General features: G+C 57.4%; 17 protein-coding genes. 10 read left to right on the forward strand and 7 right to left on the reverse strand.

What is annotated here, in order from left to right; all coding sequences use genetic code 11:
* The first annotated feature begins 1 nt into the window (after position 1).
* From LQV39_RS08230 to LQV39_RS08270, 9 genes are all read left to right on the forward strand, one after another.
* A complete protein-coding gene (locus LQV39_RS08230; protein ID WP_230023211.1) occupies positions 2–3,166 on the forward strand; it encodes a CusA/CzcA family heavy metal efflux RND transporter in 3,165 nt (1,054 codons plus the stop codon).
* Positions 3,167–3,258: 92 nt separating this feature from the next.
* Positions 3,259–3,825: a DUF6328 family protein gene (locus LQV39_RS08235; RefSeq protein WP_230023214.1), complete on the forward strand. Its 567-nt coding sequence runs from the start codon at positions 3,259–3,261 to the stop codon at positions 3,823–3,825.
* A complete protein-coding gene (flgB, locus tag LQV39_RS08240) occupies positions 3,822–4,256 on the forward strand; it encodes a flagellar basal body rod protein FlgB (protein WP_230023219.1) in 435 nt (144 codons plus the stop codon). The genes LQV39_RS08235 and flgB overlap by 4 nt, the downstream gene beginning before the upstream one ends.
* A 459-nt stretch (positions 4,257–4,715) precedes the next feature.
* Positions 4,716–7,322 (forward strand): heavy metal translocating P-type ATPase, encoded by a 2,607-nt coding sequence (locus LQV39_RS08245; protein ID WP_230023225.1) that lies wholly within the window; start codon positions 4,716–4,718, stop codon positions 7,320–7,322.
* Positions 7,319–8,038, forward strand: a complete 720-nt coding sequence (locus tag LQV39_RS08250) for a ZIP family metal transporter (RefSeq protein WP_230023228.1) — start codon at positions 7,319–7,321, stop codon at positions 8,036–8,038. Before LQV39_RS08245 ends, LQV39_RS08250 begins: the two co-directional genes overlap by 4 nt.
* Positions 8,039–8,345: 307 nt before the next feature.
* Positions 8,346–9,386: a bifunctional UDP-4-keto-pentose/UDP-xylose synthase gene (locus tag LQV39_RS08255; RefSeq protein ID WP_230023232.1), complete on the forward strand. Its 1,041-nt coding sequence runs from the start codon at positions 8,346–8,348 to the stop codon at positions 9,384–9,386.
* Between the two features lie 86 nt (positions 9,387–9,472).
* A complete protein-coding gene (gene kdsA / locus LQV39_RS08260) occupies positions 9,473–10,315 on the forward strand; it encodes a 3-deoxy-8-phosphooctulonate synthase (protein ID WP_374199417.1) in 843 nt (280 codons plus the stop codon).
* Positions 10,316–10,372: 57 nt separating this feature from the next.
* Positions 10,373–10,978 (forward strand): SIS domain-containing protein, encoded by a 606-nt coding sequence (locus LQV39_RS08265; RefSeq protein ID WP_230023239.1) that lies wholly within the window; start codon positions 10,373–10,375, stop codon positions 10,976–10,978.
* An 88-nt stretch (positions 10,979–11,066) separates the two neighbouring features.
* Positions 11,067–11,309, forward strand: a complete 243-nt coding sequence (locus LQV39_RS08270; RefSeq protein WP_230023242.1) for a hypothetical protein — start codon at positions 11,067–11,069, stop codon at positions 11,307–11,309.
* Between the two features lie 430 nt (positions 11,310–11,739).
* Here LQV39_RS08270 and LQV39_RS08280 read toward each other — a convergent pair whose 3' ends face one another.
* From LQV39_RS08280 to LQV39_RS08300, 5 genes are all read right to left on the reverse strand, one after another.
* Positions 11,740–12,339, reverse strand: coding sequence for a plasmid pRiA4b ORF-3 family protein (locus LQV39_RS08280; protein WP_230023245.1), 600 nt, complete (start codon positions 12,337–12,339; stop codon positions 11,740–11,742).
* A gap of 46 nt (positions 12,340–12,385) precedes the next feature.
* A complete protein-coding gene (locus tag LQV39_RS08285) occupies positions 12,386–13,957 on the reverse strand; it encodes an IS66 family transposase (protein WP_230023260.1) in 1,572 nt (523 codons plus the stop codon).
* Between the two features lie 30 nt (positions 13,958–13,987).
* The gene (tnpB, locus tag LQV39_RS08290) at positions 13,988–14,290 is read right to left on the reverse strand and encodes an IS66 family insertion sequence element accessory protein TnpB (protein ID WP_374199414.1); all 303 of its coding nucleotides are present in this window, start codon (positions 14,288–14,290) and stop codon (positions 13,988–13,990) included.
* 41 nt (positions 14,291–14,331) lie between these two features.
* Positions 14,332–14,649, reverse strand: coding sequence for a transposase (locus tag LQV39_RS08295; RefSeq protein ID WP_230023263.1), 318 nt, complete (start codon positions 14,647–14,649; stop codon positions 14,332–14,334).
* 268 nt (positions 14,650–14,917) lie between these two features.
* A complete protein-coding gene (locus LQV39_RS08300) occupies positions 14,918–18,889 on the reverse strand; it encodes a hypothetical protein (RefSeq protein ID WP_230023266.1) in 3,972 nt (1,323 codons plus the stop codon).
* 244 nt (positions 18,890–19,133) lie between these two features.
* On the opposite strand from LQV39_RS08300, the gene LQV39_RS08305 reads away from it, so the two are divergent.
* Positions 19,134–20,204, forward strand: coding sequence for a DNA-binding protein (locus LQV39_RS08305; RefSeq protein ID WP_230023269.1), 1,071 nt, complete (start codon positions 19,134–19,136; stop codon positions 20,202–20,204).
* 22 nt (positions 20,205–20,226) lie between these two features.
* On the opposite strand, the gene LQV39_RS08310 is transcribed toward LQV39_RS08305, so the two are convergent.
* Positions 20,227–20,670, reverse strand: coding sequence for a hypothetical protein (locus LQV39_RS08310; protein ID WP_230023272.1), 444 nt, complete (start codon positions 20,668–20,670; stop codon positions 20,227–20,229).
* Between the two features lie 579 nt (positions 20,671–21,249).
* The gene (locus LQV39_RS08315; RefSeq protein ID WP_230023275.1) at positions 21,250–22,863 is read right to left on the reverse strand and encodes a hypothetical protein; all 1,614 of its coding nucleotides are present in this window, start codon (positions 22,861–22,863) and stop codon (positions 21,250–21,252) included.
* Positions 22,864–23,220: the final 357 nt, after the last annotated feature.

The raw sequence follows: 23,220 nt of genomic DNA on the forward strand, positions 1-23,220 counted from the left end.
TATGTTTGAACGCATCATACGCTCCGCCATCGAGCATCGATGGATCGTCATGCTGGCCGTCTTCGCGATGGCCGCCATTGGCGTCTACAACTACCAACGTCTGCCGATCGACGCGGTTCCCGACATCACCAACGTCCAGGTGCAGATTAACACCTCGGCGCAGGGCTATTCGCCGCTCGAGGTCGAGCAGCGCGTCACCTATCCGATTGAAACCGTGATGGCTGGCTTGCCGGGTCTGGAGCAGACTCGCTCGCTGTCGCGTTACGGACTGTCGCAGGTGACTGTCATCTTCAAGGATGGCACCGACGTCTATTTCGCGCGCCAGCTGGTCAACCAGCGCATCCAGGAAGCGAAAGAGGGCCTACCTGAAGGCGTCACGCCGAATATGGGGCCGATTTCGACGGGCTTGGGTGAGATCTACCTATGGACGGTTGAGAGCACGCCCGGCGCGAAAAAGCCGGATGGCACGCCCTACACACCGACCGACCTGCGGGAGGTGCAGGACTGGATCATCAAGCCGCAGCTGCGCCAGGTACCGGGCGTCACCGAGATCAATTCGATCGGCGGATTCTCGAAGGAATACCACGTCACGCCCGATCCGGCCAAGCTCAGTTCCTATGGCCTGACCCTGAACGCCGTGGTCGAGGCGATCGAACGCAACAACGGCAACGTCGGCGCTGGCTACGTCGAGCGCCGCGGCGAGCAGTTCCTGGTGCGTGCGCCCGGCCAGGTCCGCACGCTGGACGACATCCGCAATACCATCGTCAGCAACGTGCGCGGCGTGCCAATCCGCGTGCGCGACGTTGCCTTGGTGGGCCTGGGGCGCGAGCTGCGCACCGGTGCGGCAACCGCCAACGGCAAGGAAGTGGTGCTGGGCACGGTGTTCATGCTGATCGGCGAAAACAGTCGCGTGGTGGCACAGGCCGTCGCTGAGAAAATGGACCAGATTAACAAGACGCTGCCGGCCGGCGTCAAGGCGGTGCCCGTGTACGACCGCACGGTCCTGGTCGACAAGGCCATCGCCACCGTCAAGAAGAACCTGACCGAGGGCGCGATCCTGGTCATCGTGATCCTGTTCCTGTTCCTCGGGAATATTCGTGCGGCCGTCATCACGGCACTCGTGATCCCCCTGTCGATGCTGTTTACGTTCTCCGGAATGGTGACTTACAAGATCAGCGCGAACTTGATGAGCCTGGGGGCACTCGACTTCGGCATCATCATCGACGGCGCCGTCGTCATCGTCGAAAACTGTGTACGGCGCCTGGCGCATGCGCAGGAACACCACAAACGCGAATTGACACTCAATGAACGCTTCCATGAAGTGTTCGCGGCCGCGCGTGAAGCCCGGCGCCCGCTGCTGTTCGGCCAGTTGATCATCATGGTCGTGTACCTGCCGATCTTCGCATTGGCCGGAGTGGAAGGGAAGATGTTCCATCCGATGGCCTTCGCCGTCGTGCTCGCACTGATCGGCGCGATGATCCTGTCGATGACCTTCGTGCCCGCCGCAGTCGCCTTGTTCATTGGCAAACGCGTCGCGGAAAAGGAAAACCGACTGATGACCAAGGCAAAGAACTGGTATGCGCCAGCGCTGGCCAAGGTGCTGCGTAACGGCCCCGCCGTGCTAGCGTCGAGCATCGTTCTCGTGATCCTGTCCGGCCTGCTCGCGGCGCGCCTCGGCAGTGAATTCATTCCGAACCTGAACGAGGGCGATATGGCGATCCAGGCCCTGCGCATTCCTGCGACCAGCCTGACCGAGTCGCTGGCGATGCAGGAGAAGCTGGAAAACGGTTTGAAAGCGAAATTCCCGGAAATCGACCGCATTTTTGCACGTACCGGTACGGCTGAAATTGCGTCCGACCCGATGCCGCAAAATATCTCGGACGGCTACATCATGCTCAAGCCGGAAGCGCAATGGCCGGCGCCAAAAAAGACCCATGCAGAGCTGGTGGACGCAATCCAGAAGGAGGCCGAGAAATATGTGGGCAATGCCTTCGAATTCTCGCAGCCCATTCAGCTGCGCTTCAACGAACTGATTTCCGGTGTGCGCAGCGACGTCGCAGTGAAGGTGTACGGCGACGACATGGACGTGCTGGCGAAGACCGGACAGCGGATCGCCGAGGTCCTGCAGAAGATCCCTGGCGCGTCCGAGGTCAAGGTCGAGCAAACCGGCGGCTTGCCAATGTTGTCCGTGAACATCGACCGTGAAAAGACCGCGCGCTACGGTCTGAACATCGCCGACGTGCAAGCGGCGCTCGCCACCGCAACCGGTGGACGGCAGGCTGGGACCATGTTCGAAGGCGACCGCCGCTTCGATATCCTCATCCGCCTGCCGGAAGAGTTGCGCAGCGACATCGACGCGCTTCGCCGCCTGCCGATCGCGTTACCACAGGGGGAGAACGCTGCCGCGTCGTATGTGCCGCTGGGCGAGGTTGCCGAGCTGGTGTTTGCACCTGGTCCAAACCAGGTCAGCCGCGAGAATGGCAAGCGCCGCATCGTCGTCAGCGCCAATGTGCGTGGACGCGACGTCGGCAGCTTTGTGCCCGAGGCCCAGGCAGCGATCGCTAAGTCCGTTGCGGTTCCAGCAGGCTACTGGACCAGCTGGGGTGGCACCTTTGAGCAGCTGCAGTCAGCCACCCAGCGGCTGAAGCTGGTCGTTCCACTGGCACTGTTCCTGGTGCTGACACTGCTGTTCGTCATGTTCGGAAACCTGAAGGATGGCCTGCTGGTGTTTACCGGCATCCCGTTTGCGCTCACTGGCGGCATTCTCGCCCTCACGCTGCGCGGCATCCCGATGTCGATCACCGCGGCGGTGGGATTCATCGCCCTGTCCGGCGTGGCGGTGCTCAACGGCCTGGTGATGATTTCCTTCATCCGATCCTTGCGGGAAGAGGGTATGCCGCTTAACGAGGCCATCGTCCAGGGTGCTCTCACTCGTTTGCGCCCGGTCCTGATGACAGCCCTGGTCGCGTCGCTCGGCTTCGTGCCGATGGCACTTGCGACCGGTACCGGCGCCGAGGTGCAACGACCTCTCGCTACTGTCGTCATCGGCGGCATTCTGTCCTCGACGGCACTGACGCTGTTGGTGTTGCCCCTGCTGTATCGGCTTGTGCATCGAAAGGACGAGGAAGAATTGGTCGTCGAGAAGACCACAGCCGAAGCCCATTAAGCCGTGCCAGCTACCAGTCCATATAGGCGCGGACTGGTAGCTGGCCGATTGTCGGCAACGCCTATTCAGGTTGGTAATTCAGGAGTTAGATCATGATGACCAGTCAGCAGGGCAAGGCGAGCGTAGCCGCACCGGCCGGAGAATTGCCGGCTGGTTTGGCTGGGCATGACGAAGCAGACATGACTGAAATGCTCAACGAGCTGCGGATCCTGCTTCCTGGGGCTCAGCTCTTAACTGGCTTTCTGATTGCGTTGCCTTTCAATTCGGGTTTTCAAGGCATCGTTCGGCTGGAGAAGTGGATTTTCATGGCGACCTTCTTGTGTTCGCTGTCGAGTCTCATTTTGTTCACCGCTCCAGCTGTACAGCACCGTGTATTGCGGCCACTCGACGACCGGATGCGGTTCAAGAACGTCGCAAGCAAACAAATGCTGGCCGGCGCATTTTTCCTATCGCTGTCTCTGGTCCTGTGCGCGAGTCTGGTCATAGCAGAGGTGGTTGGCCATTTGGTCGGCCTTGGCGTGGCTGCAATATTTGCTTCGCTGATCCTGGTGTTGTGGTGGTTGTATCCGTGGACCTGGAAGAAGCGACAAACAAATGCATCCTCATTACCGCCCTCACCGGGAGTTCGATTCGACGATATCCGAAAGGAAGAGCGATGAACGAAATCAAGAGTGGTATTCCCCGTCTGACGCAAACCGCGACGACGGACAAGGAAGAATTTTTCCAACGGGCGCTTCAGGTATCGGAGCGGCGGCTGAACGTGCTTGCTTCGAATATTGCCAATGCCGATACGCCGAACTACAAGGCGCGCGACATCGATTTTAAGGCTGCGCTGCAACAGGCGCTCCTGGCAACATCTCCTGCAACGGACCCTGTTGATAAATCGAAGTGTGCCACAAGCGTCGATGAGCTCGACGCATTCCTGATGTATCGGATTCCGACGCAGGGCGCAGTCGATGGGAATACCGTCGATTTGGATCAGGAACGAAGTGCTTTCGCTGAGCAGGCGGTCAGGCATCAGTTCCTGATACAGAAAGTGGCCGACGAGTATAAGGAGATGGATGAAATGCTCAAGAATCTTATCGGCTAACTGTTTCGTTGTGTTGATAGAGCTGATGTGAAGGACTTCTAAATGAAGGTCAGGTTGATTTGTTTCGCTGTAATGGTCTTGCCCAGTCTGGCCGCTTGCGTCACTTCCCGGCCGGATGATCTCGGGACGCAGACCGGATATGTTCGGAAAATTTATCTTCCGAATGAAACTCCTACCAATCATCCAGAATGCCTGCTGCTCGCAAATGATGAACGCTCCTCTGGACGGTATGTTGAAGTCCAGTTCGCGCATCTCCGTAGTAAAAGATACGTCAACGTTTTTGTCGGCAATGAGATCCAGTTGAAGTTGAGCGACAAGGTCCTCGTCGGTCCGCCTTATTGCGTTGGGTCCCATAAGCCAAAGATTATCGCGAAGCAGAATTAGTGCGTTTGTGCGGCCCGGTACTGACCGTGTCGATTGTGCTTTTCATACTAGCCGTTTCGAGAGAAAGGTAAGCAGATGGAAGAATTGAATCGAGTACGGCTTGAATTGCCGTTGGTCCTCCCGGATGTCGACGACCCACGCGACCCATGTGTTGATCGACTCATCGGTCTTTTGAAGGGGCGTCCTGGCGTGGAGCGTGTTCACGTGAAAATGCAGCAGGATTCTCCGCCCTTGCTTTGTTTGCACTACGATCCCGCTGTCATTTCAGTGGGGCGACTGCGCGAGCTGGTTAGTGCCGTCGGCGCCCAACTTACCGGCAAGTTTGCCCACTACGTTGGTAATACTCCGGCGCCACTGCACGCCCGGGGCGCGCGATTGTTTGCCGAGCGCTTGCGCCAAGTGCCAGGTGTCCTGGAGGCGGAAGTTTCTCCTTCAGGGCGGTTTCGGATCGAGTACGAACGTTCCGCGATGTCGCAGAAGCGGCTGGAAGACCTCGTGCGCGCTTCAGGTACAGAGTTGACGAACATGGGGCGGGAAGCCTCGGAATCCTCGGGTGACAAAGAGGGGGCTAGCGCGCACGGTAAGGAGGATGCGCACGCGCACGGTAAGGAGGAAGAGCACGCACACGTGCACGGGAAAGCAGATACGCATGCCGGCCATGAGCACGGGCACGGCGGCATTTTCGGCGAACATACGGAATTGATCTTCGCAGTGGCGGCCGGATTATTCGTATTAGCCGGGTGGCTTGTCGAACGGAACAGTGCTGCTGCCAGCTGGCTTCCAATGGCGCTTTACCTGGGCGCCTACCTGTGCGGTGGGGTATTTACTGCGAAAGAGGCGTTCGAAAACGTCCTTGCACGTCGCTTCGAGATCGACACGTTAATGCTCGTGGCCGCTATCGGCGCTGCGGCGCTTGGCAAGTGGGCAGAGGGCGGCTTGCTTCTGTTTCTCTTCAGCCTCGGACACTCGCTGGAGCATTTTGCGATGGGACGCGCGCGGCGCGCGATCGAAGCGCTGGCCAAGCTTGCCCCTGAGACGGCGCTGCTGAGGAAGGGCGACGAGATTGAAGAGGTCCCGGTCGAGAAGCTGCAGCCTGGCGACATCGTGTTGGTGAAGCCGAACGAGCGCCTGCCAGCGGATGGTGTCGTCGTCAAAGGGACGTCGAGTGTCAATCAGGCGCCAGTCACGGGAGAAAGCGTCCCGGTCGACAAGTCGCCGGTCGAAGATGGCAAAGCCGCCATCGCTGCCTTTGAACGGGTGAAGGCCGTCAACCGGGTGTTCGCAGGCACCATCAACGGCACCGGGGCAATCGACGTCATGGTCGCCCGCCTGGCGTCGCAGTCGACCATGGCGCGCGTTGTGCAAATGGTCGCTGACGCCGAGGCCCAACGCTCGCCCACACAGCAATTTACCGACAGGTTCGAACGCATTTTCGTGCCCGTTATCCTGGGACTTGTCGCGCTGCTGATGTTGGCCTTCGTGGTTGTCGACGAAGCTTTTTCCGACAGCTTTTATCGCGCGATGGCAGTGCTGGTTGCGGCTAGCCCATGCGCGCTGGCGATTTCAGTGCCGTCTGCCGTCCTGTCAGGCGTGGCACGGGCGGGGCGTAGCGGGGTCCTGGTGAAGGGCGGCGGCCCCTTGGAAAATCTCGGTAGCCTCGATGCGATCGCGTTCGATAAAACTGGAACGTTGACCGAAGGGCGCCCGAATCTGACCGATGTCGTTACCGCTTCAGGCGTTAGCGAGACGGAGTTGCTCGCTGTTGTCGTGGCGGTCGAATCACATAGCGACCATCCGCTGGCATCCGCGCTGGTCCAGGGCGGACGCGAGCGGCTTCCTGCCGGGGTTCCGGCTGCGCGTGCAGACGACGTACGCGGCCTGACCGGCAGAGGCGTGCAGGCTGTGGTGGATGGCGAAACAACCTATATCGCCAAACCGGTATTGTTTGCGGAATCAAACGGCATGCCCCTGTCGAGCGAACTCGCGCGGGCGAACGACTCGCTAGTTCGTGCGGGACGGACGACGATGGTCGTGCGAAAGGGAAGCCGCTTCCTGGGCGTGATCGGCGTGATGGATACGCCGCGGGCCGTCGCGCCGGCCGTCATGCAGCAGCTGCGTGAACTCGGGATCACGCGTTTGGTCATGCTTTCGGGAGACAATCAGCAGGTCGCCGATGCCGTTGCCCGCACCGTCGGCCTGACCGAGGCAAAAGGCGACCTTTTGCCAGAACAAAAGGTCGAGACAGTCAAAAATTTACGCGAACGGCACGGCAAAGTTGCCATGGTCGGGGACGGCGTGAACGATGCGCCAGCGATGGCGAATGCCACAGTCGGCATCGCTATGGGAGCGGCGGGGTCGGACGTTGCACTTGAAGCGGCAGATGTCGCGCTGATGAGCGACGATCTTAGTCAGCTGCCTTTCGCGGTAGGCCTGTCGCGGCGCACCCGCCGTGTGATCAAGCAAAACCTGTGGGTGAGTCTCGGCGTTGTGGCGGTGCTCATCCCGGCAACCATCTTTGGCTTGAATATCGGAACCGCTGTCCTGTTCCACGAGGGCTCGACTTTGGTTGTGGTCATCAACGCGCTGCGCCTGCTGGCATATTCCGGTACGACTGGGGTTCCTGTCCCAGCTTCTCAGGGAGAACCCAAGCAGGAATCCGGTTCAGTGAAGGTGTCGTCATGAGCGCAACCCTCACGAAAGTACTGAGCTACGCCGCGATGCCTGCAGTCGCCGTTATCGCGGGAGCCTTGGTCTCGCTCGTCCGCCAACCGGGAGCAGGGCTACGAAGCGCTGTCCAACACTTCGCGGCAGGGACCGTTTTTAGCGTTCTTGCCGTGGAATTGCTCCCTGACCTAGTGCACCGACGCATGCCTTGGCCAACGTTCATCGGCTTTTCACTCGGTGTCGCGTTCATGCTTGCTTTGAAGTGGTTCGGCGACCGGCGAGAAGCCGCTGCAGGAGGACGCGATACGCGTAGCCTGCTCACCGCCCTGGGCGTCGACGTCGTTCTGGACGGCGCACTGATCGGGCTGTCGTTCGCTGCAGGCGAAAAGCAGGGTCTGCTGCTCACCGTGGGCCTGGTCCTTGAACTGTTCTTTCTGGGCGTGTCCTGCGCCACGTCACTACGGAGCCTGGGGCAGACCGCGCTCAAAGTAAGCGTTACCGCCGCAATTCTCGGCATCGGCTTGCTCGCCGGCGCTGGTGCGGGGGCAGGAGTGTTGAATGCTGTAACTCCAGTCTACATCGACGCGCTCCTGGCCTTCGGTGTAGCGGCGCTACTCTATCTGGTCACAGAGGAACTATTGGTGGAAGCCCATGAAGATCCTGAAACGCCGGTACAAACAGCGATGTTTTTCCTGGGTTTTATTCTCCTCTTCATGATCGACATGCTGGTTTGATACGAGGGATACACATCCATATATCTTCACAAGTTTACGGGAAAGTTGCGATGAGTAAGGAGCCTGCCCCGCCGAGCGAAGTTTTGTTCATTGTCTTCGGAGGCTCGCTTATAAGCATCATCCTCTTACTCGTCATTCTTAAGGTGATGCAGATTCGAGGGCAGCGAAAAAATCCGCATTTATATCGTCTGAAGAGGAAACCCGAACGGGGCCAGACTGCTCCAAAGAAGAAGCGTCGTCGCAGTAAATCGTAAAAACATTTTCGTTCTTTTAGTTGTTTTATTGTTCTGAGTTTGTATTAACAAATATGAAAAAAGTTCTTATCCTCGGTGTCAACGGCTTCATTGGCCACCACCTCTCCAAGCGCATCCTCGCCACCACCGAGTGGGAGGTCTACGGCATGGACATGAGCACGGACCGCATCAGCGACCTGCTCGGCCATCCGCGCATGCATTTCTTCGAAGGCGACATCACGGTCAACAAGGAATGGGTCGAGTACCACGTCAAGAAGTGCGACGTGATCCTGCCGCTGGTGGCGATTGCCACGCCATCGACCTACGTCCAGCAGCCGCTGCGCGTGTTCGAACTGGACTTCGAAGCCAACCTGCCGATCGTGCGCTCGGCCGCCAAGTACAGGAAGCACCTGGTGTTCCCGTCGACATCGGAAGTCTATGGCATGTGCCACGACGGCGAATTCGATCCGGAAAACTCGGAACTGGTCTATGGCCCGATCAAAAAGCCGCGCTGGATCTACGCCTGCTCCAAACAGCTGATGGACCGCGTGATCTGGGGCTACGGCATGGAAGGCCTGAATTTCACCCTGTTCCGCCCCTTCAACTGGATCGGCGCCGGCCTGGACTCGATCCACACCCCGAAGGAAGGATCTTCGCGCGTGCTGACCCAGTTCTTCGGCCATATCGTGCGCGGCGAAACCATCTCGCTGGTCGACGGCGGCCACCAGAAGCGCGCCTTCACCTACATTGATGACGGCATAGCCGCCCTCATGAAGATCATCGAGAACAAGGACGGCAAGGCGAGCGGCCAGATCTACAACATCGGCACGCCAGCCAACAATTACTCGATCCGCGAACTGGCTAACATGATGCTGGAACTGGCCGCCGAGTATCCGGAGTACGCCGGCAGCGCGCAGAAGGTGAACATCGTCGAGACCAGTTCGGGTGCCTACTACGGTGCCGGTTACCAGGACGTGCAGAACCGCGTACCTAAAATCCAGAACACGATGGATGATCTGAACTGGGCTCCGATCACGCCGATGCGTGAGGCCTTGCGCCACATTTTCGATGCCTATCGTGCCCAGGTTGCCGCGGCAAGCGCTCTCATGGATTGAAAGGCGTCTATTGCGCGTAGCACTTAGAGCGCCAGCGCTATCATCAACACTCAAGTCACCACGCGCTTCGCACGCGCATTCACATGATGATCAAGATTACTGAACGAATTGGTGTCGGAAACGAATCTCCACTGGTCATTTTTGGCGGCATCAATGTACTTGAATCGATGGAGCTCGCCCTTCGCACCTGTGAAGAATTCGTTCGCGTCACTGAAAAGCTTGCCTTGCCCTACGTCTTCAAGGCAAGTTTCGACAAGGCGAATCGCTCATCGATTCATTCCTTCCGCGGCCCCGGTCTCGAAGAAGGGATGCGCATGCTTGAAAGGGTGAAAACGACATTTGGCGTGCCCGTTCTAACCGATGTGCACGAGCCGTGGCAGGCGAACGTCGTCGCCGAAACAGTCGATGTATTGCAATTACCTGCGTTCTTGGCCAGGCAGACGGATATGGTCGTGGCGATGGCCAAGACAGGACGCGTCATCAATATCAAGAAGCCGCAGTTTTTGAGTCCAACGCAGGTTTCCTTCGTTGTTGAGAAATTCAAGGAAGCGGGGAACGAACAGCTCATCTTGTGTGATCGCGGCACATGTTTCGGATACGACAATCTGGTCGTGGACATGCTCGGTTTCGGCGTGATGAAAAAAGCTTGCCCAGGCGTGCCTGTGATCTTTGACGTTACCCATTCCCTGCAACAGCGAGACCCGATGAGCGCAACGTCGGGTGGGCGGCGGGATCAGATCCTTGAGCTGGCTCGTGCGGGCGTCGCAGTTGGCCTGGGTGGGATTTTCCTCGAGGTTCATCCGGATCCTGATACCGCGAAATGCGACGGACCGAGCGCGCTGCCAGTCAGCGTTCTCGAATCGTTTCTTTCTCAGCTAAAGGCATTGGATGATCTTGTGAAATCCCTGGCTCCCATTCAGATTAAGTAGCCCGGCGGTTCCGGCATCGTCCGCAATCAAACCCATCGCTCACCATTGGCAAATGTAATGATCGAATACGTTAAAAATAGCCTGTCCGACGCGCAGTCGGCACTTAATCGTTTCCTGGGCGACGAAACTAATCTGCGGAGCGTCGTGGATGCGGCAGGCTTGCTGGTATCGTCTTTTCGCAAATCTGGCAAAGCTTTTTCTTGTGGCAATGGCGGATCGATGTGCGATGCCATGCATTTTGCCGAAGAGTTCACGGGGAGATTCCGCAGTAATCGTCCTGGTATAGCAGCCATTGCCATCAGCGATCCAACACACATAACGTGTGTCGCAAACGACTATGGTTATGACCAGGTATTCGCGCGATACATCGAAGCGCACGGGCGTGATGGCGATGTTCTACTCGCCATTAGTACGAGTGGGAAGAGTGAGTCAATTCTCGTTGCTGCCCGGACAGCGCGCCAACTTGGTATGCAGGTGATTGGCTTGACAGGAACACCTGGCTCACCGCTGGAAGGATTATGTGACGTCTGTGTCTGTAGCCCAGGTGGCGCTTATGCTGACCGCGTGCAGGAAATGCACATCAAGATCATTCATATTCTGCTCGAGCTGGTCGAACGCGACCTCTTTCCTGAAAATTATATTTCTGTAAAAAGCACAGAATAATTTCAGGGGGGATTTTGTCTCGACATGAGCCGCAGATCCAATCTACCCCGCTTTGCACCGTAGTCGCACGCTTCATTCGAGGAAAGCCATGGCAACAAATAAACGCGCAAAAGTCCCCGCTCAGTCGCCTGATGATCCCAAGCGTCCTGAAAGCGAGGCCGATGTCGAAACTCCACGCAACATGAATGTCGATACTGATGTTGAACGCGTCGACAGCGATGCAGCTCCCGAAATTGGTAGCGTTGAAAGCGCCGAACGTGCCGCCTACCGCGTCGATATCGAAAATGGTGGTGAAACCGATGCAGGCGATGTCGAAAGAGGTCCTGCGTGATCGCGAGTGCCGAGGTACCATGTCCTCGTCAGCGGGTGATAATGACGAGTATCCGTCAAGTTTACTCACAGCGCACTGATATGCGTTGATTAATGCTCGACACGTGCGGGCGCGGTAACTGACTTGGCCGATCTAAGCCCCATACGTGTGCTCGAAGCTTCGCTTCACCAGTTTACTTTGTGTTTTTCTTCAATTTCAGCGTGTCGGGCGTCATCAGGCGCATGCACGCAGACTTGTTGTACTGAGAGAAGCATGACCTAGATTGCCGCGGACGTGCTTTAAACTGACAGCATTGTTCGCCATACGCGATCCTGCGGTACGCGTCGAACGTCGTTCGGGTCGCGGTAAAGTTCGCCAGCCAGGCAAGCACTGCCTCTACATCGCTGTTCGCGCTATTTGCGTAAGCGTGGTCCCAAGGCCGTCTTGAAGTCTATTTCTTTCCCCATCCGTTCGAGGCCATCCGTAACAAAGCTGCGTTGGCCGCACGCTTGTCAAACATGTTGGCATCGAAAGCACCGCCAGCCCAGTCGAGCATTTCGCGCGCCTCCTGGCTGCGGGGTCGGTGCTCGATAGTGTCGAGGAATTCGATATAGCCAGGCGGGCCGCCGACGTCTTCTGGCGGGCACGCGCCGGCGCCGTCGATCACGGTGGTATACCCGAGTTTTTCGGGTACTTCAGTGATGCTTTCGACGTGGATGGTGTGTGTCCACGAGTCGCCAAAGTCGTACAGATAGATGAAGCGCTGGCCCGCATAGACGAGACGCCCCAGCTTGGCCTTGCGGTCGTCCAGCGGGCCCTGGCCTGGCGCCTCAATCAGGTCAAGCACGTACTCGTTGTCGAGCATGGCATAGGTGTCGTCTTCGATATCAAATTGATGCATGTGCGACGAGGTCCAGCCGAATGATGCTTGGAGGATGTGGTGCAGGTGACGTAGCGTGATGTCGCCATCGACTTGAATGCGGCGCCAGACGGGTGGCGCAACATCATCGATGCTGACGTGGAGAGTGAGGATTTGAGCTGGTTTTGCCATGGGCGGAAGAAACGGTGATTGAGCCGCCCGGCGAAACGCGCGCGGCTCAGGTGACGGGAGTGGCCGCCAGTGTATCAGCCAGATTCCAGGGCAGGAAGTCGTGCACTTGGTTGACGGGATGCTCGGCGATGCGCTCCAGCACGTGGCGCAGCCATGCCTCGGGGTCGACGCCATTGAGCTTGGCCGTGCCAATCAAACCGTACATGGCGGCCGCGCGCTCGCCGCCGCTGTCGGCGCCGGCAAACAGGAAGTTGCGCCGGCCCAGTGCAACGCCGCGCAATGCCCGCTCGGCGGCCGAGTTGTCGATCTCAATGCGGCCGTCGTCGGCATACCGGGTCAGGGCCGGCCACAGCTTGAGCGCGTACAGGATCGCCGCTGCCGTATCGGATTTGCGCGACAGCGTGGCAAGTGTGGCGTGCAGCCAGCACTTCAGGTCGTCGAGCAATGGCTTGGCTCGCGCCTGCCGTACAGCGAGGCGCTCGTCTGGTGGCTTGCCGCGGATGGCTTCTTCGATGGCGTATAACTCGCCGACGCGGCGCAGCGCCTCGGCGGTCAAGGCCGACGGTCGCGCCACGTGCAGGTCATAAAATTTTCGGCGTGCGTGCGCCCAGCACGCTGCCTCGACGACGCGTCCGCTGTCGTAGATGGCGTTGAAGCCGGCATACGCATCGGCCTGCAGCACGCCGGTAAAGTCGGCCAAGTGCGCTTGCGGATGTTCTCCCTTGCGGTCGGGCGAGTACGCAAACCATACGGCGGGCGGCTCGGTGGCGCCGCTGGCGCGGTCGTCGCGCACATAGGTCCACAGGCGCGCCGTGCGCGTCTTGCCATTGCCCGGTGCCAGTACAGGCAACGGCGTGTCGTCGGCGTGCAGCTTGGTGGCAGCGAAGACGTGGCGGCGCAATGCCTCGGCCAGGGGCCGCAGCAGTGCGCTGGCCGCGCCCACCCAGCTGGCCAGCAGGGAGCGCTCCAGCTCCACGCCCTCGCGCCCGTAGATCACGCTCTGGCGATACAAGGGCACATGGTCGGCGTACTTCGCTACCAGCACGTGTGCGAGCAAGCCCGGGCCAGGCAGGCCACGTTCGATGGGACGGCTGGCAGCCGGTGCCTGCACGATTCGATCGCAGCAGGCGCAGGCCAGCTTCGGACGCACATGCCTGATGACGCGGAAGCTCGCCGGCACATACTCCAGCTGTTCCGACACGTCTTCGCCCAGCTCTTTCAGCTTGCCGCCGCAGTCCGGGCAGGCGTCGAGGTCCGGGTGCAGTAAGCGATCCTCGCGCGGCAGGTGCGACGGCAGCGGCTTGCGTTCGGCCTTCTTGCGCGGCGCCATCTCTACCGGCGCCTGTGCTTCGGCCACCGCTGCCTCGGCTTCCAGATCTTCGAGCTTGAGTTCCAGCTGTTCGATTTGCTGGTCGAGCTTCTCGGAGCGGCGGCCAAACTGCATGCGTCGCAGCTTGGCCAGCACCAGCTTCAGGTGCTCGATCTCGGCGGTGCGGGTGGATAGTTCAGCGGACAGGTGCGCCACGCGCGCTTCGCTGGCCTGTAACACCGCCTCGCGTGCCAGCAGCATGGCTTTCAAGGCGTCGATATCGTCGGGCAGGTGGGCGGCGTCAAGCATGTGGCCCAGTTTACGCGGGTCGTGCCACGTTTACAAGGCGGACTGTGGGCGCCAGGTGCGCTCGGGCCGGCGCCAGTCGATTCCTTCCAATAGCATCGAGAGCTGGGCCTGCGTCAGCGTCACCGTGCCCTCACTGGCCTGGGGCCAGACGAAGCGTCCGCGCTCGAGCCGTTTGCACAGCAGGCATAGGCCATCGCCAGTCCACCACAGCACCTTTACCAGGTCGCCGCGCCGACCGCGGAACACAAACACGTGGCCGCTGTACGGGTCTTCCTGCAGGGCCATCTCCACTTTTGCCGCCAGGCCGTTGAAGCCGGAGCGCATGTCGGTCACGCCGGCCGCCAGTCAGATGCGGGTGCCAGCGGGTAGGCCGATCACGGACGTAATCCCTGCAACACGAGCGCCAACGTGGCCGGATCGGGCGCGCCATGGATGCAGACTTTAGCTTGCCCCAACTGGATCTCGATCCTGCCGCCATCGGCCTCGACGCAGGCCCGTTCTTTCGGCCCCGCTTCCAGTGCTACCGGCAGAAACTGCGTGGCCGTGTCGAGCAAGCCGGCACGCAACTGGCGCCGCCAGCGAAACAGCATATTCGTGTTCAGCCCGTGCTGCAGCGCCAGCTGCGCTACCGACACCGACTCGTCGCACGCCTGCTGCGCCAGCTGCCGCTTGAACTCCCGCGGATAGTTCATGCTCCGTCGGCGCTTCTTTTGTTCCGCTTCACCTACCAAGATAGTCCCCACCAAAAATAGTGGGGACTACTTTGCGTCTGAAGCTGTCGCGTGTCTATACGGTGCTGAGACGACGCTTACCTATTTGCCGCGGCACTTTCCATTCACGGTTGCTGCCGGTGGTACCATCGAGCTCACTCAGAATCAGAAATGCCTCGAGGGGAAGCACTTCGTAAATTTCGTGTTGGTGCGGCAGCGAAAACGTCATAGCCTCTCTACGCATTCACATCTACGGTTTGATAGCGCGTAACTCCGGAACGACAGTTACTTTGGTCACAAAAAATGGGAAAGGACGGGCGACCATTGGCGCGGCCGCGCGTTGAGATGCAATGCGCACACCAGCCATCAAGTATCGATACACCGTATCGCCGGTGTCTTGGTCCTTGATAAGTTCTGACGCGAATGGAAACCAGGGCGGTAGGACTGCGAACCTTTTCGAAATCCGTTGCATCAATGCTTGTGCGCGGAATTCCAAGTCTGGCAAAGGTGCAGGATGGCGAAACAGCGGCTCGTACAAATACTCAACCAACTCGCGCACTACGCCAAGGGTTGCGCGTGATCCCATCATCCCGCGTATTACGCCCTCAATCACCTCCGTGCACGATAATGCGTCGCTACTTGCCGCCTGAAACACCGTACGCACTTTTTCAAGTCCCGTTTGAAGCGTCATGCCTCCTTGCCGGCACATCATTAAGATGTCTTCAGAATCAACTGCCACGAAACTACGGTTGCTCCGGAACAGCATCTGCACGGCAAATCGATAGCGATCGGCGGCTAGAATTCCTTTAATTCCTGCGCTCGCAAGAAGCGCTTGTGGCCAGACACCTTGGATGCCAATGGTATCGGCGGCAAACTGGCGCAACACTTGGTCCATGCTGATAAGCACTGCACCTAACTCCTTCGCAAGTAAGAGCGCCTCATATTCGTCGTCGCCCAGTAGCTCTTCGAGCTCGGTTAGGCTATCAGGGAGTTCTCCAGAACCGTACGTTGGTTGAACAATGCAGTGCTCTTCGACGGCCCGCTTGATCCGCTCGAGGTACCGAAGCTTGCTGCTTCGAAATTCTTCATCGTACTCCACGATCCGAAGTTGACCGTCGATATTTACAGCGCGGCCAAAGGATCGGTCGTCAACGGCACCCTCGATCAATCCCTCCAGAATTTGTACTGCTGCACTGGACACGTAGGGCTTACTTAATGCCGAGAGGGCCGGCGCACAATCAAGTGCTACGATTTCTCCAAGTGTTGCCAGATCTATTACGAACGGATTCTCGATCTTCTCCAGCAGCTGGAGTGCATTATTGCGTTCCTCATGGTCGCCTGCACAGACACGCAAAGGTGACGCATCTATCGGCCATCCCTGGACTAACTCGAGTACCGAAATGCCGAGTACCTTTGCACAGACGCCCAGGGTGATCGGGTTGCTTGCATAAGTATCGAAGACGTTGCGAGTCCGCTGCCCATTTCGGTCCAACATGGCCTGCATTTCGCTCAAATCAAGCTTACCGTCTTCTCTCTGTAGATTGACCGACCAAATCGATGGTAATCCTTCCGGAGAAGAATTAACCCGATCATGCAGAGCATGTAGCAACCTAAGAGCGACCGGAACAATCTCGACAATCGTATAGATACGGGTCGCGCCTAACTGACCAGGTATCTCAATCCTCTCACCAACATGCTTGCTGAGCAAACGATTGCTCAAGTAGCTGTTCGGTGCCTGGAAGTCTACGTGCGGCGGCAACTCTTCCATATCGTGCATGTCGATGTTGACGACGCTTTCTGCACCTGTATCGTCCCGTAATTTGACCGACGTACCAACGCCAACTTCGACAACCCCGTCGAGCTGTTTTGAGCTGGCAAGCATGTACATGCAAGTCATGTACGCACTTGCGGCGCTGGGGTCTTGCATGTTGGATCGCATCATGCGATACAAGCGTCGAACCCCCGCATCTGAGCGGCCGTGCTGCAACTCAAGAACCGCCAACTGTGCCTGTTGACGGACGGATCCTTTCAACTCTTCAGGCAGATCCGCGATCAGTGAGACGAAATTGTGTTTGGATCCTCCGTAGCGCTCAGCCAGAATCCTTAATAACCACGACCCTGTGCTCTTAGGGCGCATTCGCATTTGGTGATTAGCCAAATCCAGCAGTCGCTGCCAGTCTGCAGCCCGCTGGGCGAGCAGTATCGCAGTTTCGCGGGCGTCATCGTCGTCAACCCATTCAGCAGGAAACGATGCTTGTAGAGCACGCGCTTTTGCACGCTGACCTGACTCCATATATGATCTAAAGAGCCTGGAATGCAGAACCGAGTAATGTTCAGGAGCACAGTAGGGGGCGTAAAACTTCGCGGCCTCACGGTAGCGCTTTAAGAAGAAAAGGCAGTCTGCCGCCATTAGCTTAATCTCCGCACTAGTCTGCACGGAAATTGACGCCAGGACCTCTTCGAGTCGTGCGCTAGCCCGCTCCTTTTCCCCTGCTGCGAGTAATACACGTGCGGCGACGATAGTGGCACCTAGGTGCTTGCCATCTTCACAATGGATCTCGTCAACTACTTGAAGTGCCTCTTTCCGACGACCCGAATTTAGCTTTGCCAGAGCCGCGAAGGCAACAATTGTCTGCCTGTCGTACCCGTCGTCATCTTCGCCAACTCGCTCGGCTAGCTGGATTATCAAGTCATCGCGCCCTCGCCATGACGCAACCTCAGCAATAGGGGCGACTGCCGTGCGCTCGATCTGGCCTATATACCTGGGCACAAGCTCAAGAAGTTCGTCAATTCGATCCAGTGCTTTGAGCGTGACCAGTTTAAGCGAGATCATTCGGTCAGGGAGGGGAATGTGTGCAGCTGCTTCGGCACAAGTCGCTAGTACATCCTCATATCGGTCAAGCAAGTAGTAAGCGTAGGCAAGGTTAGAGGCATCACCTGGTAACGAGGCTAAGCTCTGATTTCGCCAAATGGTATCCGCTCGCGGCTCCAATCCGGCGATCGCGTTTGTCAAAGCGTCTTTCGCTTCGCGCTTGATAAAGCCATGGTCCCGCTCGAAAGGATTTTCTGTCGCCCAGAGGAGCGCCGCGGTGAAAGCAGCGGTCTTTTCCGGCAAAGTCGGATCAGGAAGCGCTAGCAATTTCTGTCCGTACTCAGCAGCAACGTCGTTTTGCTTGGCCTCGAGGGCCGACCAGCAGAGTAAGGAAAGTACCCGACGTTCGGAAGCCATCTCTGGTGGGACGTCGTCAGCCGAAATTTGCTGTCCACTTTCCACTTTGGCGAATGCCAACGCTGTCCAAACATCGACCGAAGCGGGCCAGTGCGCCACTGACTTTGTGCCGACTTCAATCGCTTTGTCATAGTTGTGCTGCAACGCCAGGCCGCGAATTCCGGCTGCAGCAATTTTTTCGTCTTGCGGAAATAGTCCGTACGCGGCTATAAAGTCCTCGGCGGCACCCTGTCCAGCGAACAAGTGGACACGGCATACCCCGCGCTGTACGTGCCATCTGGCTTTTTGGTGTGCGTCTAACAAATCAAAAGATCCGGCCAACATTTCGAGGCGGTCATTTGCCTCCCGATAGCGCGTCGCTTCCAGCAAATCCTTAACAGAGTCAATCTGGCGAGTGAAGACATTAGCAATAGACGAGGGGAGTGGCCCGGGGAGTGCCGTGTCAAATGCTGGACTCTTCAATGACTGAATGTCCTGTGAAATCAGCGCAACTGCTTTAGCTAGTCCATCTTGACCTGCCGCGACCTGATGGAAAAGGGCGCCTGGCGCGAACGGGTCGTACAGCCTCTGGAGCATGGGCGAACGTGCAATGCGAAGGCGAATGTCATCCCAAAAATCGACCTGAACAGTGAATTTGCCGGCGGCCTCTCGCTCATCAGAAAGCGCCATCACCTGGGCAGCCAGATTTGCATCATTCGCAGCGGTAGTTGCAACGATCAGCGTAATGATCTTCACAGGGTGCGCTTCAGCCTTGGTTATCTCATCCTCAATGTGCTTTAACTTGAGTGAGCCGTCCTTGTAGCGCTTTGATTGAACCCCGATGCGACCACCTGCAGACTTGATGTATGCATCGACACCGCCTTGGTTTTGACCGCGGCGACCGTTCAGCTTCGCTAAGGGATCACTGAACACGTCACCATAAACGATGACACACATGTCCTCAAACTCCGCCTCGGACTTGGGTTTCTGTAGTTCGCGTGAGTAAGTGATCATCAGTTCTTACAAAGAGGCCTGAGGCTAGACGTTGATAGCGTGTTTGGAGCAACGATGCCGGACAGGTATCGAGGCCCCGAGCGCCCGTTCATTGGTGGGCACGCCGGCAAGCGGAGAGGCTAACGGCCAAAAGGCCGACTCGGCGATAGAATACGACATTATAGAAATAATGTCAGAAATTCGGAGGAGGGCGCCTGTTTCACTACGTTTTACGTAATATTACATGATCGATGGGGAGAATAAAATGACTGATTTTGCTCCTGAAGGTGAAGCCCTGCGAGCTGACGTCGAGATGCTTCGACTTCGCTTTCCGAAGACGGTCGATCTCTATCGCGAGACGTGCGCTGTGATGTTCTTCAGGTATGGCATTACACCGACAACGAATTCTCTTTATCAGCTCGTACGCAAGGGGAGCATGTCAGTTCCGTCAGAAGTTCTTCGCGACTTCTGGACTGACCTCCGTAGGCAAACCCGGGTCGTGGTAGACAATGCGGGGCTGCCGGACGACCTTCGAGAATCCGCCGGCAAACTACTTGGCCAGTTGTGGTCAAATGCAAGGCGGGAGGCCGAGGATTCGGTTGCCCATCTGAAGGTTGGACTTACAAATGAACGGGATGCGTTACTTATTGCGCAAACGGAAGCGGCTGAGCAGACGGCCCGCCTCTCGTCAATGTTGGATCAGGCAAACCAAGCGAACGCTGCAAAGGATGAAGACCTGGTGAGGCTACGCGAACAGCTCAGTGCTGTGCGTGCAACGGTCGAGAATGTCGGATCCCAGCTTATTGAAGCACAATCCCGGGTAGATCAACTACAACAAGAGACGGTTACATCATCGCGAGAACACGCGGCAGAGATCGACAAGGTGACAGCACGTGTAGTTCAAGCCGAGCAGCGATATATTGAATTGGAGAAGCGTACACTTGTCGAACTGGACCGTGAGCGTACGATGGTAAGCAGGTTGCAAAAGCTGCTTGAAAGTGAGCGACACACGGCTGCGGTTAAACACGAAAAACTGCAGGCGGATGCTCAAGCAATGCAAATCCGATTAGCACATCAAGAACAAGCGCTGACGATACAGCACACCATAAGTGCTGCGCTCAAAGACGAACGCGATTCCGCAATGGCTCGCGCGGATGCGAATAAAGACACAGTAGCCGCCCTGACCGGCCAGCTTGCGGTCGAGCAGACACGCGTGCACGAACTGCGGGAGCAGATACGCTATTTCGTAGAACATGGGAATCCCGGCGCAGCACTTAAACAGCCGTCTTTGACTGCCCAAAGAGGTCGTCGGAGCAAAGCACGACGTGAAAGCTAGCCTCAACGGCAATCCGTTGCTGCTACATATCCGATGAAGACTCTAAGTTTCGACAGCTTGAGCTTTCGTCGTCCGTAAACTTTCTTCCGAAGCGGTGCTGAATCCACACGAACCGTTCTTCGTTCAGCATCGTCAGATCGAGCGAACGTGGTCCCGCTCGATTCAATTCAGCTACTTGCTCGACCGCTTGGTGCTCAAGCTTGCCGAACTCCTCATCGCTGACACCATATACCGCCCTCAAGTGAGTCTTGACCCGCTGGTACTGCAGCATGTTGGTACGGGCGAACCCGATGTGTTTGCCCACATGGCATAGATGACACAGTGCCTGCAGCCCGACCAGCTTCATCATGTGCCGGCCGACGCCATCAGCGCTTGGGACTGTCTGGTAATCCCAGACTTCATGAAACTCGAGCTGGTTGCTTGCGCCGCATTGTGCACATCGCATTCCATAGGCCTCGATGGTCATTTTGCGCAGTAGGCGCCAGATATCGACAGGCAAGACAGCGCGCACGCATTTGTGACGCATTGCATGCGGAATGGGTTCGAAGATCAACCTGTCAGCAGCGGGGATGTCCGGCGGGTCCCGGTTCTGATTCCGCGTCGCACCCAGACTGCGTTGCCGATTCCTGGTTGTCGACGCCTTAGCCGCTCGGTTTCGCGGCGTCGATCTGTTCAGTCCACTCATCGCACATGGCCTCCAAAGCTCGCACAGTTGAGGCGTGTCGCTTATGCCTTCGTGAGGCACGCGCTCCAGATACTCACGACGCATTTTTGCCCACGGAGTTGTGCGATCATTGATTTTGCGCAGACGAGTCAACCAAACGGCTGACTGGAATCATTACTGCACAAAAGCAGGCGCAATCGCCGGCAGCTAATCGGCGTCAATGTCACAGTCAGGCAGAGACCTAGCGGAGGGCCCGGTGTTGACGCGGCAATTGAACTTGGCTCAGGTTTATAGCCTGAAATGTTGACAAAAACCGTTAGCGGTTTCCGGTACCGTGTGAAGTTGGATCGGAGAGCGAGGGCCGGACGATAACCCGAAGATCTATCGACCCCTTCCCAAACTATGCCCGGAAGCGGGGGGCTCAGGATCCATGCCGAGCTCCCGCCGGCGGCGCAGCGAATTGATTAGTTCATATTTCAGGCCGCTTTCCGCCGCTAGGTCTCCAAGCCTTTTGTACGCACGTTCAAGACTCAATTCGGATTCCCCGACTGTTTGGACCACTACATAGTCTGGAAGATTTTCGAGATTTCCACTTGCCGCCCAGTCGAATGCCTCATCAAGACTTCCAAATACTGCATCGCGATTCGACAGGCAGGTTGCAAGAGCCGTTGCCAGCGCTTCGCCATTCGTTGTCCAGTCAACCGAAGCACCACCAGCGCCAGATTTTCTCATCTCGTAAGTGTACTGGCCAGTGCTTATCTGTGATGGCTCGAATGTGTTCTCAATAAGGATGGCCGGAACGCTGGACAGGCCGCCGCCATCGGGCTGAAGACTGGCGTAGATGCCGCGCCAGCGCTTGTTGGATGTCCAATATTTGCGTGCAAGTGCGTCATATTGTCTGCCGTTGCTTTGACTCAATGGGATAAGAGTCGAGCTCTCGGTGCCCCGTTTAAATTGTATCGACGCGACTCCACAGTACCGCTTTCCACCCTCTGCGACAGTCAGCATAATTAAAACATCGCCGCCCGATTCTGTTTCTGCCTTACTGTTCTCCAGCATGAACAGTGCGTTGCCGACTGAAGATTTGTTCAACCCAACGTTCGCGAGAGCAGCAATATCCCAGTTCTTGATTGCGTTCAGCCATCCAGTGCACCACCATGAGACCTTTGGCGGCTCAGTTACAGCCGTACCATCTGCACGGACGCTGTACTCGACCCCAGCTTTGGTCGCAGACCAGAAAACGAACCAGTCTGCGTACGAATAGAACTGTTGAGGCCACGTGCAAATTTTTAACTGATTGATGAGCGTCGACTGGTTGTGTGGACGCATCAGCGCATCTAAGGAAGCACGTGTCCGCGGTTCGAGATGACGGCTACCTTCCTTTCGCGTGGCTTCGTCAGAGTCGAGAACGAATTCAGCCAAAATCTTGTTGGCCGCTACTGCAGCGGCGCGAGTACGGCCGAAAGTATCGATAAACGAGTCGAGCCTGTCCTCAGCTTTTTTCAAAGCGAGCCCAGCGTGTTGCACGATCGCGGTGTTGGACGTTTCAGCTGGTATTTCGGAGAATGAAAAGCTTGCAGGTGCATGAGGGAACATGCTCTGGTAGTTTGCAAACTTCGTACGAAAAGACTCCGCCTGGCTACGAACCGCTCGCGCCATTTCATACCGAAGGCCTGCGGCGCTTGAGTTCGCGGCGGCGGTCTTCACCGCTCCAGTTTCCTTTTCCTCAGACTGGAACGATGCCCATGCAGCATCGAATGCACATTGTGCGACTCGTTCAGCCGCTTGCAGATGCGCGACATTTTGCCGCGCATCTGCAAGCGAAAGCTTAGTGCATATACGTCGCCACCAGGGTAGGCACTCAATCGAGGCTACTGTCGATTCGGCTCTTTCCAACTGTTCCTGAAGCGCCTCCAACTCATCACAAACATGACTGAACCGTTGCTTGAATTTCTCTTGCATGAGCTCCTGGAACGGTATTGCCAGTTTTGCCATAGTCTCCGTCGCGCGTCGCTCCTGTTCGCAAGCAAACGTCACGCGCTCAAGAAAAGCTGTGAGTATCATATCGTCAAGCCGGAATAATCAAGGCCTGCAGCTTATCATGCCCCAGGGAAACATTGGTTCTCGTTACAGCGTCGACGTCCTGGTATACGCGTCTCGGCACGCGAATCGGGCCATGTCTATAAAGTAGGGGACCAAGTTTTGGCGGGTAGCCACCGTGGCAGAAGTTCGTGGCGGCGCTCACATTCACATGTGTCCGCTCAATAGTTGCGCGAACTAAGCTATCGGGCGGGCCAGTGCCACGACCGTCCTAAGCAAGCCATGTGGCAGGTCGAGCACAGACAGCGTAGC

This window comes from Massilia sp. Bi118, from assembly GCF_918697865.1.
Lineage (GTDB): Bacteria > Pseudomonadota > Gammaproteobacteria > Burkholderiales > Burkholderiaceae_D > Telluria.

Bases quoted from the DNA above. Each gene is read 5' to 3' on its own strand.
- LQV39_RS08230 (WP_230023211.1), top strand. From the start codon at position 2: ATGTTTGAACGCATCATACGCTCCGCCATCGAGCATCGATGGATCGTC.
- LQV39_RS08235 (WP_230023214.1), top strand. From the start codon at position 3,259: ATGATGACCAGTCAGCAGGGCAAGGCGAGCGTAGCCGCACCGGCCGGA.
- flgB (WP_230023219.1), top strand. From the start codon at position 3,822: ATGAACGAAATCAAGAGTGGTATTCCCCGTCTGACGCAAACCGCGACG.
- LQV39_RS08245 (WP_230023225.1), top strand. From the start codon at position 4,716: ATGGAAGAATTGAATCGAGTACGGCTTGAATTGCCGTTGGTCCTCCCG.
- LQV39_RS08250 (WP_230023228.1), top strand. From the start codon at position 7,319: ATGAGCGCAACCCTCACGAAAGTACTGAGCTACGCCGCGATGCCTGCA.
- LQV39_RS08255 (WP_230023232.1), top strand. From the start codon at position 8,346: ATGAAAAAAGTTCTTATCCTCGGTGTCAACGGCTTCATTGGCCACCAC.
- kdsA (WP_374199417.1), top strand. From the start codon at position 9,473: ATGATCAAGATTACTGAACGAATTGGTGTCGGAAACGAATCTCCACTG.
- LQV39_RS08265 (WP_230023239.1), top strand. From the start codon at position 10,373: ATGATCGAATACGTTAAAAATAGCCTGTCCGACGCGCAGTCGGCACTT.
- LQV39_RS08270 (WP_230023242.1), top strand. From the start codon at position 11,067: ATGGCAACAAATAAACGCGCAAAAGTCCCCGCTCAGTCGCCTGATGAT.
- LQV39_RS08280 (WP_230023245.1), bottom strand. From the start codon at position 12,339: ATGGCAAAACCAGCTCAAATCCTCACTCTCCACGTCAGCATCGATGAT.
- LQV39_RS08285 (WP_230023260.1), bottom strand. From the start codon at position 13,957: ATGCTTGACGCCGCCCACCTGCCCGACGATATCGACGCCTTGAAAGCC.
- LQV39_RS08295 (WP_230023263.1), bottom strand. From the start codon at position 14,649: ATGAACTATCCGCGGGAGTTCAAGCGGCAGCTGGCGCAGCAGGCGTGC.
- LQV39_RS08300 (WP_230023266.1), bottom strand. From the start codon at position 18,889: ATGATCACTTACTCACGCGAACTACAGAAACCCAAGTCCGAGGCGGAG.
- LQV39_RS08305 (WP_230023269.1), top strand. From the start codon at position 19,134: ATGACTGATTTTGCTCCTGAAGGTGAAGCCCTGCGAGCTGACGTCGAG.
- LQV39_RS08310 (WP_230023272.1), bottom strand. From the start codon at position 20,670: ATGACCATCGAGGCCTATGGAATGCGATGTGCACAATGCGGCGCAAGC.
- LQV39_RS08315 (WP_230023275.1), bottom strand. From the start codon at position 22,863: ATGGCAAAACTGGCAATACCGTTCCAGGAGCTCATGCAAGAGAAATTC.